Origin of the sequence: Pluralibacter gergoviae ATCC 33028 = NBRC 105706, from assembly GCF_001598855.1 — a bacterium.
Classification (GTDB): domain Bacteria; phylum Pseudomonadota; class Gammaproteobacteria; order Enterobacterales; family Enterobacteriaceae; genus Pluralibacter; species Pluralibacter gergoviae.
On sequence record NZ_BCZS01000014.1, the window covers coordinates 86,451 to 101,765 of the forward strand.

Below are 15,315 nucleotides of genomic sequence, written 5' to 3' on the forward strand. Positions count from 1 at the left end.
TGCAAAGGGGCCTTACTCAAACGGCGGCGGCGCCAGCACCTCGCGGTTACCGTTGTGCCCCGCTTCGCTGACGATGCCCTGGGCTTCCATCTGCTCAATAATGCGCGCCGCGCGGTTGTAGCCGATGCGGAACTGGCGCTGCACGCCGGAAATGGAGGCTTTGCGCTTGTCGATAACGAAGCTGACCGCCTGATCGAACAGCGGATCCAGCTCTTCGCCGCCGCCGTCGGCACCGCCGCCGCCGCCTTCGGCCTGGCTGTCGGAAGTGATGCCCTCAATGTACTGCGGCCGACCGCGCGCCTTCCAGTCCTGCACTACGGCGTGAACTTCCTGGTCGCGCACGAAGGCGCCGTGGACGCGGGTCGGCGCGGCGCTGGAGTTCGGCCCGGCGTAGAGCATATCGCCCATGCCGAGCAGCGACTCGGCCCCGCCCTGATCGAGGATGGTACGGGAGTCAATTTTGCTCGACACGGTAAAGGCGATACGGGTCGGGATGTTGGCCTTAATCAGGCCGGTTATCACGTCAACCGACGGACGCTGGGTCGCCAGCACCAGGTGAATACCGGCGGCGCGCGCCTTCTGCGCCAGGCGGGCGATCAGCTCTTCCACCTTCTTGCCGACGGTCATCATCAGGTCGGCGAATTCGTCCACCATCACCACGATATACGGCAGTTTTTCCAGCGTCGGATGCTCGGCGTCCATGCTGTCGCCCGGCTTCCAGTACGGATCGGGAATTGGACGGCCCATCTGATCGGCCTGGGCGATTTTCTCGTTGTAGCCCGCCAGGTTGCGCACCCCGAGAGCCGACATCAGCTTGTAGCGCCGCTCCATCTCGTTGACGCTCCAGCGCAGGGCGTTGGCGGCGTCCTTCATGTCGGTAACGACTTCGGTCAGCAGATGCGGAATGCCTTCATAGACCGACAGCTCGAGCATTTTCGGGTCGATCATAATGAAGCGCACCTCTTCCGGCGTCGCCTTATAGAGCATGCTGAGGATCATGGCGTTAACGCCGACGGACTTACCGGAGCCGGTCGTACCGGCCACCAGCAGGTGCGGCATCTTCGCCAGGTCGGCGATCACCGGATCGCCGGCAATATCTTTACCCAGCACCACAGTGAGCGGCGACGGGCTTTCGCGAAACTTGGCGCAGTCCAGCACTTCGCGCAGGTAGACGGTCTGGCGCTTCTTGTTCGGCAGCTCCAGGCCAACGTAAGGCTTGCCCGGAATGACCTCCACCACGCGCACGGCGACGGTAGAGAGCGAGCGCGCCAGGTCGCGGGAGAGGTTCGAGATACGCGCGGCCTTAACGCCCGGGGCGAGGTTCAGCTCAAAGCGGGTGATCACCGGGCCCGGCGAGTAATTGACTACGTCCGCCTTGATGCGGAAGTCCGCCAGGCGGGCCTCCACCAGGCGCGCCATCTGCTCAAGGGCGAAGGTGTCTATCGGCTCCACTTCCGTCGGCGGCTGGGTCAGCAGATCCAGCGACGGCAGCGGCGTGGTCGGCTTCTGCAGCGGGCGAGAATCGCCGTTGCGCATCAGCAGCGGATGGATCAGGCTCTCCTGAGGCTGCGGCGCGGGCTGCTGCGGCTGCTGGTATGCCTGCGGCTGGGCGGGCGGTACCTGCTGATGCTGCTGCGTAGGCTGCACCTGCGGCGGCTGCTGATAGTGGGGCTGCTGCTGCGGTTGGTATTGCGGCGGCTGCGGCGCCTGAGAGTGCGTCTGCGGCTGTACGGCAGGCTGCTCAGGCGCGGCTTCAGGCATAAACAGCGGTTCACGCGGCGCGTCGTCGACCAGCGCCTTCATCGGCGAAACGTCAAAATCGGCCAGCGAGAAGGGGCTGGACGCTGCCGGCTGCGCACTGGCGTAGCGCTGATGCTGCTGAGCGGCGAACTGACGGGCCAGCTCGGCTTCTGCGGCGGCATCGTCGTCGTCCGCATCGCTGTCCATCGGCTCACCGTAGCGCTGCTCCTGCTGGGCGGCGAACTGGCGGGCCAGCTCGTTCTGATGCTGCGCGTCGTCGTCATCGTCGGCATACGGCTCGCGCGCGTCATCCTCCGGCGCGCGGTGGGACGGAATTTTGATCCCGAAGGAGGCGGAGGCCAGCTCGCGGCGCGTCGGTACGCGAACGCGGTTCGGCCGCGGCAGCTGCGGGCCGATGCCCTCTTTCACCTGCGGGCGCGGCCCCTCTGCCGGGCTAAACAGCGGCGCGGACGCTGCCGCAGCGGCGACGGCGGGTGCTGCTGATGTTGCCTGATGAACGGCCGCTGCCGCCGGCGCGACCTGCGGCGGCGGCTCGGCAACCGGCGCAGAAGAGGTCACCGGGGCCGCGGGTTCCGGCACCGGCTGATACCAGGCCGCCAGCTGCTCGCGCTCGCGGGCGCGCTTCTCTTCCACTTCCTCAAAGTAGTAGAGCGGCGGACGCTGCTGTTTAACCTCTTCCTGCGCCGCGGGGGCATCGTACGGCGCGGCGGCAGGTTGTGGGGCAGGTTCAGGCTGCGGCACATAGTGCGGCTGCGGCGGGACGGCCTGAACAGGCTCCTGCCACATGGCTTCAATGGAAGGCTGCTGGCGGAAGGCTTCCGGCTCAATATATTCCGGCTTCGCCACAGGCGCCTGCGGCGGCCAGCCGTCCGGAGACGGCGCAACGGCAGGCTCTTCAGCGTGCGGCGTCGGCGCAGGCTGCCACTCAACGCCGTTATGCGCCAGCGTCGCTTCGGCGCCCGGCAGCGGCGGCGTCTGGGTGGCGGGGCCGGCCGGAGCCGCCCAGCTCTGGGTCGCCGTCGTGGCGGCCGCAGCGGCGGCAATCGGCGCAGCGGCAGACTGGCCGCTCAGCAGCGGATCCTGCTCGTCCCAATCGGCGCGGGCAGCGCTATTGCCGGAAAACAGGACGTCATCGGCGTCCGCCTGGCGGGCGGCGCTGTTGCCTGAAAAAAGCACATCATCCGGATCGGCGGCCTGGCCGCGGGCGCTGTACTGGACGGGCTCTTCATCATCGTCCATTCGCCGGCCGGAGAAGAGCGCGGCGTCGGTTTTGCGGCCCATCGGATTGCTGAACTTATCGGCAATACGCTTGCGGCGGGCCAGCGCCCCGCGCAGAATGCGGGCGCGACGCCCCTCTTTCACCTCTGCGCGTTCGTCCTCTTCATCTTCGTATTCGTATTCGTCATCCTCGTACTCTTCATCGTCAACCCAGGTATCGTCGCGGCGGGTGCGGTTGCTGGCGAAGGTGAGGATATTAAGGATCCAGTGGCCGAGCTTTTCGGCAATGCTGACCCACGACCAGCCGGTGAACAGCGTCAGGCCCGCCGCCCAGACGCAGAGCAGCGCCAGCGTACCGCCGCTGCTGTGCAGCAGCGGCTGCAGAGCGGTGCTGAGCAGGCTGCCGATGACGCCGCCGGAGGCGAAGTACCAGATATCATCGGCGTTGATGGACGCCAGCCCGCAGGAGGTCAGGATCAGCGCCAGCACGCCAATCAGGCGCAGGGAGACTGCAAAGTAGTCGACATAGTCTTCCGTGGCACGGTGGCGGTACGCAAACCAGCAGCCGCCGATGATAAACACCGGCAGCGGGTAGGCCATCACGCCAAAGATGAAAAACAGCGTATCGGCAAGCCACGCGCCGGGCACGCCGCCAAGATTATGGATAGGCTCATGCCACGCGGTCTGCGACCAACTGGGGTCAGAGGGATTAAAGCTGAGCAGCGCGGCCATCAGCCAGACGGCAAAAAGGGAACAGAGGATCAGCAGCGCTTCAAATAAGCGGCGGCCGCTGCCCATCGGTTTTACGGTGACTTCTTTGTCTTCAGTGTATTCCTGGCTCAAGAAAGGCTCTCCAGGTTCCAGGCGGGATCCTGCCTGATGCTAAAACGGACAACAGTGCCGGGTCGCCCCGGCACTGTTGCTGTATGGATTACCAGGAGTGTAATCAACTTGCGCCGATTTTGCACCTGTTCCGTTTTAACGGGTCTTAATAACCAGACGATTACTCTGTTTGACCTCTTCCATGACCACGTAGGTACGGGTGTCATTTACGCCCGGAAGGCGCAGCAGCGTTTCGCCCAGCAGCTTGCGGTACGCGGACATATCCGGCACGCGGGTCTTCAGCAGGTAGTCGAAATCACCGGACACCAGATGGCACTCCTGAATCTCTTCCAGCTTCTGAACCGCAGAATTGAACTGTTCAAACACATCCGGCGCACCGCGATTCAGAGTAATCTCAACGAACACCAGCAGTGATGCATCCAGATAATGCGGGTTCAGCAGCGCCGTATAGCCCTGAATAAACCCCTGTCTTTCCAGACGACGCACGCGCTCAAGGCAAGGCGTCGGGGAAAGTCCTACCCGCTTAGAAAGCTCAACGTTGGAAATTCGCCCATCCTTTTGCAGTTCGTTCAAAATATTGCGATCGATGCGGTCGAGATCTTTGCCTGGGCGCTTTTTACTATCTACCATTATTATTGTCTCTCTGTATTCCTTCCCTACTCCCGTCTGGACCCTGTGCACGTCACTGTTCAGAGTCTTTGCCCACGGCCCACGCTGTCAATCTGAAAGCTGACATGCGTAAACCGGGGATACGTATTGAGGAGCCGTTGCCTGACGGCAGTCACCGCTATCTCGGATGGCGTCTGTCCACGCCATGCGCGATCGCACTGACCCGGTATCACAAGAACTTTGCATGCTTGTTAATTCACCACACGCTAAATACTGCTTTATCCTCATGGAATGTTTTCGCAAAAGCACAGGGGATTGTCAAAGCAAAACATCGTTTTTTAGTACAAGATGCCGAATATTCCTGACGCCGGAGGCTGGTTCATCATGTTATCTCCTTATAATGGGACCGATAACAGTAGAATGAGTTATGCGTACCGCTGTTTAAATCGCCAATTCATCGATAAACTCTATTACACATATCGTTAACAAAATTTCTGCACTCTTTAATTACCTCCGTAAATTCCCTACAATCCAGGCCACTGTCTGCGAATATTTATGGGGATCTCATGGGCACAGCCAAACACAGTAAACTGCTTATTCTTGGTTCAGGGCCTGCCGGCTACACCGCTGCCGTCTATGCTGCGCGCGCTAACCTGCAGCCGGTGCTGATCACCGGTCTGGAAAAAGGCGGTCAGCTGACCACCACGACAGAAGTAGAGAACTGGCCGGGCGACCCGAACGATCTGACCGGCCCCCTGCTGATGGAGCGCATGCACGAGCATGCCGCCAGGTTTAATACCGAAATCATTTTCGATCACATCCACAGCGTCGACCTGCAGAACCGTCCGTTCCGCCTGACCGGCGACAGCGGGGAGTACACCTGCGACGCGCTGATTATCGCCACCGGCGCGTCGGCCCGCTATCTGGGCCTGCCGTCAGAAGAGGCATTCAAAGGCCGCGGCGTCTCCGCCTGCGCCACCTGCGACGGCTTCTTTTACCGCAACCAGAAGGTGGCGGTGATCGGCGGCGGCAACACGGCGGTCGAAGAGGCGCTCTACCTGGCGAATATCGCTTCGGAAGTGCACCTGATCCACCGCCGGGATACCTTCCGCGCGGAAAAAATCCTCATCGACCGCCTGATGGACAAAGTTGAAAGCGGCAACATCGTGCTGCACACCCACCGCACGCTGGAAGAGGTAACCGGCGATCAGATGGGCGTTACCGGCCTGCGCCTGCGCGATACGCTGAATGCGGATAACGAAGAGTCGCTGGAGGTGGCCGGCCTGTTTGTCGCCATCGGCCACAGCCCGAATACCGGCATTTTTGAGGGCCAGCTCGAACTCGAAAACGGCTATATCAAAGTGCAGTCCGGCATTCACGGCAATGCGACCCAGACCAGCGTGCCCGGCGTTTTCGCCGCCGGCGACGTAATGGACCACATCTACCGCCAGGCGATCACCTCGGCCGGTACCGGCTGTATGGCGGCCCTGGACGCCGAACGCTACCTCGACGGATTAGCCGCGGCGTGCAAATAGCCTTTACAAGTCAGTAACAAAGATAAAGAAAGGCGACGATAAGTCGCCTTTCTTTTTCCCACGATGTAACATTGCCGTGCCCAATTAAACTGACACAGACACCTGCTAAGCACGCAATGAATAAAACCCGCCAACAAGAGCTGACCCGCTGGTTAAAGCAACAAAGTGTTCTCTCCCGCCGCTGGCTGACGCTATCGCGCATTCTCGGCGCCGCCAGCGGCGTGCTGATCGTCGCCCAGGCGTGGCTGCTGGCCTATATCCTGCACCACATGATCATGGAGAACATTCCGCGCGAGGCGCTGCTGCTGCCCTTCGTGATGCTGGTGCTGGTCTTTATTCTGCGCGCCTGGGTTGTCTGGCTGCGCGAGCGCGTAGGCTTCCAGGCCGGGGTGCATATCCGCCAGCAGATCCGCAAAGTGGTGCTGGACCGGCTGCAGCAGGCGGGCCCGGCGTGGATCCAGGGCAAGCCGGCGGGCAGCTGGGCGACGCTTATCCTTGAGCAGATTGACGATATGCACGACTACTACGCCCGCTATCTGCCGCAGATGGCGCTGGCGGCCTGCGTGCCGCTGCTGATTGTCCTGACCATTTTTCCCTCTAACTGGGCGGCGGCGCTGATCCTGCTCGGTACCGCGCCGCTGATCCCGCTGTTTATGGCGCTGGTGGGCATGGGCGCCGCCGATGCCAACCGCCGCAACTTCAAGGCGCTGGCGCGCCTGAGCGGCCACTTTCTTGATCGCCTGCGCGGCATGGAAACCCTGCGGGTGTTCGGGCGCGGCGCGGCGGAAACGGAAAACATTCGCCAGGCGTCAGAAAGCTTTCGCCAGCGCACGATGGAAGTGCTGCGCCTCGCCTTCCTCTCCTCCGGCGTGCTGGAGTTTTTTACCTCGCTCTCCATCGCTCTGGTGGCGGTCTACTTCGGCTTTAGCTACCTCGGCGAACTTAATTTCGGCCACTACGGTACCGGCGTCACCCTGATGTCCGGCTTTCTGGCGCTGATCCTCGCCCCGGAATTTTTCCAGCCGCTGCGCGATCTCGGCACCTTCTATCACGCCAAGGCCCAGGCGGTAGGCGCCGCCGACAGCCTGAAAACCTTTCTCGAAGCGCCGCTGGCGCAGCCGCAGCAGGGCGAACTTCGCCCGGACGAGTCGCGGCTGGTCAGCATTGAAGCCCGGGGGCTGATTATCCGCTCTCCGGACGGCAAGGCGCTGGCCGGGCCGCTCGACTTCGATCTCGCGGCCGGAGAGCGCGCGGTGCTGGTGGGCCAGAGCGGATCCGGCAAAAGCTCGCTGATTAACGCCCTGCTCGGCTTTCTGCCCTATGACGGCAGCCTGCGGGTCAACGGCCAGCAGCTGAGCGACCTGGACAGCGCTGCCTGGCGGCGACTGCTGAGCTGGGTCGGCCAGAATCCGCAGCTGCCCGCCGATACCCTGCGCGAAAACGTGCTGCTGTCGGACCCGCAGGCAAGCGAAGCGCAGCTGCAGCGCGCGCTCGACCGCGCGTGGGTGAGCGAGTTTATTCCCCAGTTACCTGACGGCATTGATACCCAACTCGGCGACGGCGCCGCCGGGCTGTCGGTGGGCCAGGCCCAGCGCGTGGCGGTCGCCCGCGCCCTGCTCACGCCCTGCCGGCTGCTGCTGCTGGACGAACCGGCGGCCAGTCTCGACGCCCACAGCGAGCGGCGCGTCATGCAGGCGCTGACAGAGGCCGCCGCTCACCAGACCACATTAATGGTAACCCATCAGCTGGAGAACCTGGCCGACTGGGACAGCGTGTGGGTTATGCATGAGGGGCAGATCGTTGAACGCGGCACCTTCGCCGCGCTGGCTGCCGGAGGGGGCCGCTTCGCCGGCCTGCTCGCCCACCGTCAGGAGGAGATTTAAATGCGCATACTGGCTCCCTATCTGGCACTCTACAAGCGGCACAAGTGGCTGCTGCTGCTCGGCATCGTGCTGGCCATCATCACCCTGCTGGCAAGCATCGGCCTGCTGACCCTCTCCGGCTGGTTCCTGTCGGCATCGGCGGTGGTCGGCGCCAGCGGGCTTTACAGCTTTAACTATATGCTCCCTGCCGCCGGAGTACGCGGGGCAGCGATCATCCGTACCGCCGGGCGCTACTTCGAGCGGCTGGTGAGCCACGACGCCACCTTCCGCGTGCTGGAGCACCTGCGGGTCTTTACCTTCAGCAGGCTGCTGCCGCTCTCCCCCGCCGGACTGGCGCGCTTTCGCCAGGGCGATCTGCTCAACCGGGTAGTGGCCGATGTCGATACTCTCGATCATCTCTATCTGCGGGTGATCTCGCCGCTGGTCGGCGCCCTGGTGGTGATCGTCGTGGTCACCTTCGGCCTCAGCTTTCTCGACGCTGGCCTGGCGCTGACCCTCGGCGGCATTATGCTGCTGACATTGCTACTGCTGCCGCCGCTGTTCTATCGCGCCGGCAAGCCCGTCGGCGAGAGCCTGACCCGGCTTCGCGGTCAGTATCGCCAGCAGCTCACCGACTGGCTGCAGGGGCAGGCGGAGCTGAGCATATTTGGCGCCAGCGGACGCTACCGCGACGCGCTGACCGACACCGAACAGGCCTGGCACGATGCCCAGCGCCGCCAGGCCGGGCTGACCGCGCTATCGCAGGTGGCGATGCTGCTGATCGGCGGCGCGGCGGTACTGGCGATGCTGTGGATGGCCTCCGGCGGCGTCGGGGGCAACAGCCAGCCCGGAGCGCTTATCGCCCTGTTCGTCTTCTGCGCCCTGGCCGCGTTTGAGGCGCTGGCCCCGGTCACCGGCGCGTTCCAGCATATGGGCCAGGTCATGGCCTCGGCGCTGCGCATCACGCAGATCATCGATCAGCGGCCGGAGGTCACCTTCCCGGCGGAGGCCGGCGAATCGCCCGCCCGCGTGGCTTTAACGCTGGAAAACATCTGCTTCAGCTATCCGCAGCAGGCGCAGCCCGCGCTTAACGACCTTAGCCTGCGGGTGGCGGCCGGCCAGCACGTGGCGATCCTTGGCCGTACCGGCTGCGGCAAATCCACTCTGCTGCAGCTGCTCACCCGCGCCTGGGACCCGCAGCAGGGCGCGCTGTTGCTCAACGACCGCCCCATCGCCGATTTCGATGAGTCCGCGCTGCGCCGCGCCGTCAGCGTCGTGCCGCAGCGGGTGCACCTCTTCAGCGCCACCCTGCGCGACAACCTGCTGCTCGCCTCTCCCGCCGCCTCCGACGAGGCGCTCGGCGACATGCTCCGGCGCGTCGGCCTTGAAAAGCTGCTCGACGACGGCGGCCTCAACGACTGGCTGGGCGAAGGCGGACGCCAGCTCTCCGGCGGCGAGCTGCGCCGCCTCGCCATCGCCCGCGCCCTGCTGCACGACGCGCCGCTGATGCTGCTCGACGAGCCTACTGAAGGGCTGGATGCAGAAACGGAAAGCCAGATCCTCGCGCTGATGCAGGAGGCTATGCGGGATAAGACCGTGCTGATGGTGACCCACCGCCTGCGCGGACTGGAACGCTTTGCGAACATCGTGGTTATGGATAGTGGCGCAATCATTGAACAGGGTAATCACACAGAACTGCTGACCCGGCACTCACATTATTATCAGTTCAGGCAGCGGCTATAGTGCTGCCTGGATAGGGTATCTCTCGTTTCACCGGCCGGGAGGCTTACTGCACCCCGGCTTTATTTTTTCCGCAGACGGTCGAGCCCCGCCTTCGCAAAATAGCATTACTACATAATCGCTCGCTGACCGTTCGCTCCTGCTCTCTCTGGCACTCTCCCTCATTGGTGGAGAGCGGAAAATCATCGCCTCCGATATTCTGACAACGCAACCCCACCTGAAGTGGCTGAGTGCTCTGAGCGCTGTTCCCTGTACGGCCCGGCAATACCCTGACGTCACGCGTCTGACATTCAATTGAAGTCGGAAGAAAGTCTGGAACTCAATGTACATGTCCAGGGGAAGGAGTGAGCGTGACAACATCTTCCGTATCATGGTGGTGGGGGATACATCGCCGATGTACGGACTCAGGCCGCAGATTGGTGGTATTTCGTCGATGATAAGCACAATACGCGGCATCATGCTTCTTCGTCACCATCGAGGAAAGTATTTGCGGGCAATAGGGTGTATTCGATGACGGCGCAAATAATTTGCGTGGTTCTCCTCCAAAAAATGAAACATTATTCCAATAACTCTTTATTTTATTAATAGTTCCATCATTTCTGCTGCCTTAAAATGAACCCACGCAGTTCAATAAAATATCGACAAGGCTCACAGAATATGAACGCAAAAATTTTTCGCATTGCGTATGTAAAATATGCTGTGATTTAATCCTTATTGTCAAACATTCTTTATACGAAGACTGAGAATAAAAAATGGAAAAGAGTTCGCTGAATAAAAACATTAATTTACTGCTGCGCGGTTTTACTGAGTTAAAAGATAACGGGAGATTTAATGAACCCAATCTTGACGGTAGCGCCGGAGATTATATTTCGTTCTCAAGCTGGGAATGGCCGCAGGGCGTTGGATTATTTGGATTGATACGTTTATGGGAAAACACAAAGTCTGATGCACTATATCAAATTATCGACAAGTGGTTTCAGGAAAATATCGAAAAAGGGCTGCCGAACCTGAACGTAAATACCACCGCGCCGATGCTTCCCCTGTCACTTTTCTGGGCCCATCACCGACAACCGCATTACCAGCAGGTACTGGATAACTGGGCTAACCGCGTAATGACTGAACTTCCGCGTACCCCGGAACAGGGTTTTCAGCATGTGGTTTCTGACGGTATTAATGAAATGGAGATCTGGGACGATACCCTGTTTATGGTCGTGCTGTTCCTGGCACACTACGGTACGGTATCCGGACGCCAGGAGCTGGTTGATGAGGCGGTCCGTCAGTTCCTGCTGCACGCGCGCTATCTTAACGATCCGCAAACTGGTTTGTGGTACCACGGCTGGAGCTTTGTCGAGAACAGCAACTTTGCCAATGCCCGCTGGGCGCGCGGTAATGCATGGATAACCGTAGGCATACTCGAATTGCTGGAGCTTGCCGATGTGGGCGCTGGTGTTCGCGCATATCTGATCGAGTGTCTGAAAAAGCAGGTTAATACACTGATTGATTTACAGGCCGATAACGGAGCCTGGCACACCCTACTTGACCATCCTGATTCTTACATCGAAATTTCTGCCACCGCAGGTTTTGGCTATGGATTATTAAAAGGCGCGCGTCTGGGAATTGGCGATGAACGGTGGCTACAGGCGGGAGTGAAAGCGCTGGCGATTGTTCAGGATAATATTGACGCAGAAGGGACAGTACACAATGTTTCTTATGGTACGCGAATGGGGCGCACACTGCAATTTTATAAAGACATTCCATTACAACCTACCGGTTATGGGCAGGCGCTGGCCATATTATGCCTGAGTGAAGGTTTGCACCTGATGGATAATAAATAAAATAATAACATTCTCTTTTGGAGAAATATCATGGCTATCGAATGTAGTAATTTTAATTTAACTGCGGGTAATGCCGTACGCTACTGGCAGCTATCCGAGATTACAAGCTTGCGGTATGACACGGCGGATTCGCCGATGGCAGGCGAAATGGATCCATTCTTCTTTTTAAGCAAGCATAAAAATTTCATTCCCCACACCTACCCGTGCCGTGACGATTTTCGCCAACACTTTGCCGGGCTGAAACCGCAGCCGTTCGCCCCCGCGAGTTACTCTCGCTGGTGGTTTCCGTTTGCCTCCGACAGAGTGGACCTGTCCGGCTTTTGGTTTCGGCCAACCCGCGTTGGTGCCTGGGCGAGAACGCTGCTCGATTGTCCCCAGGCGGGAGAATATCGTTTTCGCCTGGCAACCTGCGGCGGCGCATTGTTGAAACTGAACGGCGAAGACATACTCTGGATGGCCGATTATCAGCGCAATCTGGAAAGCCAGAGAGAATTCAGCCTATCGCTGCAGGCAGGAAAAAACGTGCTGGAGCTGTGGATTGATGATTTAGCCGAGCGCGATATTCGCTTCTTCTTCCAACTCGACTACCTCAGCGACGAACCGCTACGCATTGCGCTGGAAACGCCATTAGCCGATGCGCAGGTCAAGGAGATGGAACAGCTACTTGACGGCGTTTCCTTTGAACATCCGGTATACAACCGCGGCACCATTCGGCTGCTATTTCCCCAACCCGCGTCGACGAACTATGATCTGCACATCACTGTCCAGGGCGATTTTATCTCGCTCGACGAACCGGTCACGCTGCATAGTCAGTTGGTCGCCGGCGAATCGCGGGCCACAATCGCGGAAAGTGAAGATATCCCGGCTGATTTCCGTAACTTCCGGATTACGCTTCAGCGTGAAGGCTTCGGGATAAGCCGCTCGCTTGGCGTCGAAATCTGCCACGCCGACCGTCAAACGGTAATCCCGCAAACTCAAGAGGCGCGGATTGCTGAAGCGCTCAACGTCGTTGCGCATGAAGGCGAATATAGCAGCGTCAAAGCGCTGGCGCGGCTTGCGTGCGGTCTTAACGATGAGCAAACCCAACAGATGCTGAATGGCGTTCTGCCGTCAGTAATCGACTGCCATGACTGCGCGGACTTTACGCTGGTTCCGCTACTGTGGTGCCGCACAGTGTGGGGCGACAAGATCGATCCAGAGGTTCGCGGGCGCATCGATGACGCCATTCTGCGTTTCCGTTACTGGATGGACGAACCAGGCAACGATGTACAGTGGTACTTTTCTGAGAACCACGCCCTGCTGTTCCACACTGCAGCACTACTGGCAGGTAACCTCTTCCCGAATGCGACGTTCACCCGCTCCGGGCGTAGCGGGCGCGAGCAGGCAGCGACGGGTAAGGCGCGCGTTCTCAGTTGGCTGGACCACTTTGAACAGTGCGAAATGGCCGAATGGAACTCAGCCCCCTACTTTCCTATCGATCTGAAAGGGCTTACCGCGCTGGCAGCACTATCGGGCGATGCTCAGATAAGCCAGCGGGCCATTGCGGCAATAATGCGTTTACTGACGCAGATTGCCCGCTCCGCCCACCAGGGTTTTCTAACCGCCTCACAGGGGCGTTCTTATGAACATACCCTACGTGCCGGGCGCTCCCTGGAGCTGGCGGCGATTTCACGTTTGCTATGGGGCAAAGGCAACTACGGCTGTCGTTTCCATGCGCTGCCGCAATTAGCTCTGCTGCTGCAGGAGGGGCTGCTCACCCTTCCGGCAGAACTGGCGGAAGTGGCCGTCTGGCAAAAGGAAAGCGCCATTGAGTGGTGCTTCGCTCAGGGCGCTGACCGGATTGCCAGGCTCTATCACTACAAAAACCGCCATGCGGCAATGGGGTCAATCGCGGGCTATCGCTGGGGAGAATGGGGTTATCAGGAGACGCCCTTTCATTTACGTCTTGGCAACCAACCCGAAGCGCAGATCTGGATCAACCATCCTGGCGAGACCCTCCACGGTGGTTTCGGTCGCCCCTCTTACTGGGGCGGATGCGGTACGCTGCCTCGCGTTCAGCAATATCGCGGACTGGCCGTGCTGACGTTCAGTGTGCATAGCGATCAGCCAACCTTTACGCACGCCTGGCTACCACAAAGTTTGTTCGATGAAGTCGCTATCAACGGCCAGCGTGCTGCCGTACGCGGCGGTGACGGTATGGCGCTGCTGATAGGTAATCAGGCGTTCGAAACGGTGAGTACGGGCCCAACGCGCGGCTGTGAAATTCGCCTTAACGGGCAACAAACCTGCTGGTTGGTTCGCATCAACGATCGGCCCGATAGCTCCCTGGACGCCTTCATCGCGCGCTTTAGCAACCTGCTCCTAACGCAGCACGACGATGGCTGTATCGAAGTGGACGATCCGCTGTACGGAACGGTGCGCTTCCTGGCCGATGGACGCGTTAGCGCCGAAAACCGCACGCTTGACCCACAGCAGTGGCACGTCGCGGGCAGTAGCCGCGAACTACATCTGTAATCAACGTCCGGCTAAGGCCGGACAAGGAAATAATAATGGATACGCAAATCGACAAACCGTCTGCGCCTTCCAGGCAGAATGCCGTTGATGTTAACCAGAACACGCTGCACAATCCCGCGCGCGAGGTGGCTAAACCGAAAAGTAACTATCGCTGGTTTGTATGCTCCATGCTGGTATTTGCCACGACGGTTAACTATATGGACCGTCAAATTCTCGGCCTGCTGGCGCCGATGCTGCAAAAAGATATCGGCTGGACGCAGATGCAGTACAGCTGGCTGGTCAATGCGTTTACCATCGCTTACGGTGTCGGCACGCTGGTATGCGGGCGCATAATCGACAAGCTGGGGACCAAAATTAGCTATGCAGTGGCGATGGTGGTCTGGAGCGCCGCGGCGATAGCCCATGCGGTGGTCGGCTCTGTCGCGGGGTTTGCGCTGGTGCGCGTCCTGCTTGGTCTGGGGGAATCGGCTAACTTCCCGGCCGCCATGAAGGTTATTGCCGAGTGGCATCCTAAAAAGGAGCGCACGCTGGCCACCGGCATTCTTGGGGTCGCGGTCAATATCGGCGTAGTCATCTCTCCGGCGCTGATCCCGCTGATAGCGGTACATTACGGCTGGCACGGGGCGTTCTTGATCCTCGGTGCCATTGGCTTTCTGTGGCTGATCCCTTGGTTCATCGCCTTTGGTCCGGTGAAGGCGAAAGCCAGCGCAGAAGAGCAGACGTGGATTGCCCAGGATAGAGAGGAAACCGTCAGTATTTCTGCCATTAAATGGACGCGTTTGCTGGGCTATCGCCAACTATGGGCGGTGGCAATAGGCAAAATATTGACTGACCCAATCTGGTGGTTCTTCCTCTTCTGGCTGCCGAAATGGCTCAACGAATCTTGCGGTATCAATATGGAAAGTCTCGGTTTACCGCTGATCGTCATTTATCTCTTCGCCATCGTCGGCAGCCTGGGCGCAGGCTGGTTACCCGGTAAGCTGATGAGTAAAGGCTTTAGCACCGCCAGCGCGCGTAAAATCACGATGCTGATCTGCGCCTGCCTGGTACTGCCGATTTTCGCCGCTACCCAGGTCGAGAATCTGTGGGCCGCAGTCGCGCTGGTAGGGCTGGCTGCAGCGGCACACCAGGGATGGTCTGCCAATATTCTGACCTCTGTATCTGACCTGTTCCCGAGCGCCGCCGTAGGTTCAGTCGTGGGGATTGGCAGCACTTTTGGGATGATCGGTAGCGTTATCTTTTCTACGGTGATTGGTGCCGTGCTTGAGTCCTCAGGTAACTACTGGGCGCTGTTTGCTATCAGCTCTGTCGCTTACCTGCTAGCATGGGCAGTGATGTATCTTCTGCTGGTACCAAAAATGGAGCGGGCTAAATTCGATTAACCCGTGCCCTTTCCCG

Annotated in this window: 8 protein-coding genes; 6 read left to right on the forward strand and 2 right to left on the reverse strand. The window is 59.8% G+C overall.

Annotated features, from left to right (window positions below):
• Window positions 1-12: 12 nt before the first annotated feature.
• Window positions 13-3,822 (reverse strand): DNA translocase FtsK 4TM domain-containing protein, encoded by a 3,810-nt coding sequence (locus ENGE1_RS15100; protein WP_048252376.1) that lies wholly within the window; start codon window positions 3,820-3,822, stop codon window positions 13-15.
• 135 nt (window positions 3,823-3,957) lie between these two features.
• Window positions 3,958-4,452 carry a leucine-responsive transcriptional regulator Lrp gene (gene lrp, locus ENGE1_RS15105; protein WP_002439523.1) on the reverse strand — a complete coding sequence of 165 codons (495 nt, stop codon included), beginning with the start codon at window positions 4,450-4,452 and terminating at the stop codon, window positions 3,958-3,960.
• A 545-nt stretch (window positions 4,453-4,997) separates the two neighbouring features.
• Here lrp and trxB point away from each other — a divergent pair.
• The 6 genes from trxB (at window position 4,998) to ENGE1_RS15135 (ending at window position 15,299) form a co-directional block, all read left to right on the forward strand.
• Window positions 4,998-5,966: a thioredoxin-disulfide reductase gene (gene trxB / locus ENGE1_RS15110; RefSeq protein ID WP_043084839.1), complete on the forward strand. Its 969-nt coding sequence runs from the start codon at window positions 4,998-5,000 to the stop codon at window positions 5,964-5,966.
• Window positions 5,967-6,082: 116 nt separating this feature from the next.
• On the forward strand, window positions 6,083-7,849 hold the full coding sequence (gene cydD / locus ENGE1_RS15115) for a heme ABC transporter permease/ATP-binding protein CydD (protein WP_048252374.1): 1,767 nt from the start codon (window positions 6,083-6,085) through the stop codon (window positions 7,847-7,849).
• The gene (cydC, locus tag ENGE1_RS15120) at window positions 7,850-9,571 is read left to right on the forward strand and encodes a heme ABC transporter ATP-binding protein/permease CydC (protein ID WP_064360647.1); all 1,722 of its coding nucleotides are present in this window, start codon (window positions 7,850-7,852) and stop codon (window positions 9,569-9,571) included.
• Window positions 9,572-10,320: 749 nt separating this feature from the next.
• A complete protein-coding gene (bglB, locus tag ENGE1_RS15125) occupies window positions 10,321-11,403 on the forward strand; it encodes a beta-galactosidase BglB (protein WP_064360648.1) in 1,083 nt (360 codons plus the stop codon).
• A gap of 30 nt (window positions 11,404-11,433) precedes the next feature.
• On the forward strand, window positions 11,434-13,917 hold the full coding sequence (locus tag ENGE1_RS15130; protein ID WP_048252370.1) for a PA14 domain-containing protein: 2,484 nt from the start codon (window positions 11,434-11,436) through the stop codon (window positions 13,915-13,917).
• Between the two features lie 35 nt (window positions 13,918-13,952).
• Window positions 13,953-15,299 carry an MFS transporter gene (locus ENGE1_RS15135; protein ID WP_081214707.1) on the forward strand — a complete coding sequence of 449 codons (1,347 nt, stop codon included), beginning with the start codon at window positions 13,953-13,955 and terminating at the stop codon, window positions 15,297-15,299.
• Window positions 15,300-15,315 lie beyond the last annotated feature (16 nt).

What these genes read in the sequence shown, in the direction of transcription:
- lrp (WP_002439523.1), bottom strand. Translation starts at nt 4,452, where the DNA reads ATGGTAGATAGTAAAAAGCGCCCAGGCAAAGATCTCGACCGCATCGAT.
- trxB (WP_043084839.1), top strand. Translation starts at nt 4,998, where the DNA reads ATGGGCACAGCCAAACACAGTAAACTGCTTATTCTTGGTTCAGGGCCT.
- cydC (WP_064360647.1), top strand. Translation starts at nt 7,850, where the DNA reads ATGCGCATACTGGCTCCCTATCTGGCACTCTACAAGCGGCACAAGTGG.
- bglB (WP_064360648.1), top strand. Translation starts at nt 10,321, where the DNA reads ATGGAAAAGAGTTCGCTGAATAAAAACATTAATTTACTGCTGCGCGGT.
- ENGE1_RS15130 (WP_048252370.1), top strand. Translation starts at nt 11,434, where the DNA reads ATGGCTATCGAATGTAGTAATTTTAATTTAACTGCGGGTAATGCCGTA.
- cydD (WP_048252374.1), top strand. Translation starts at nt 6,083, where the DNA reads ATGAATAAAACCCGCCAACAAGAGCTGACCCGCTGGTTAAAGCAACAA.
- ENGE1_RS15135 (WP_081214707.1), top strand. Translation starts at nt 13,953, where the DNA reads ATGGATACGCAAATCGACAAACCGTCTGCGCCTTCCAGGCAGAATGCC.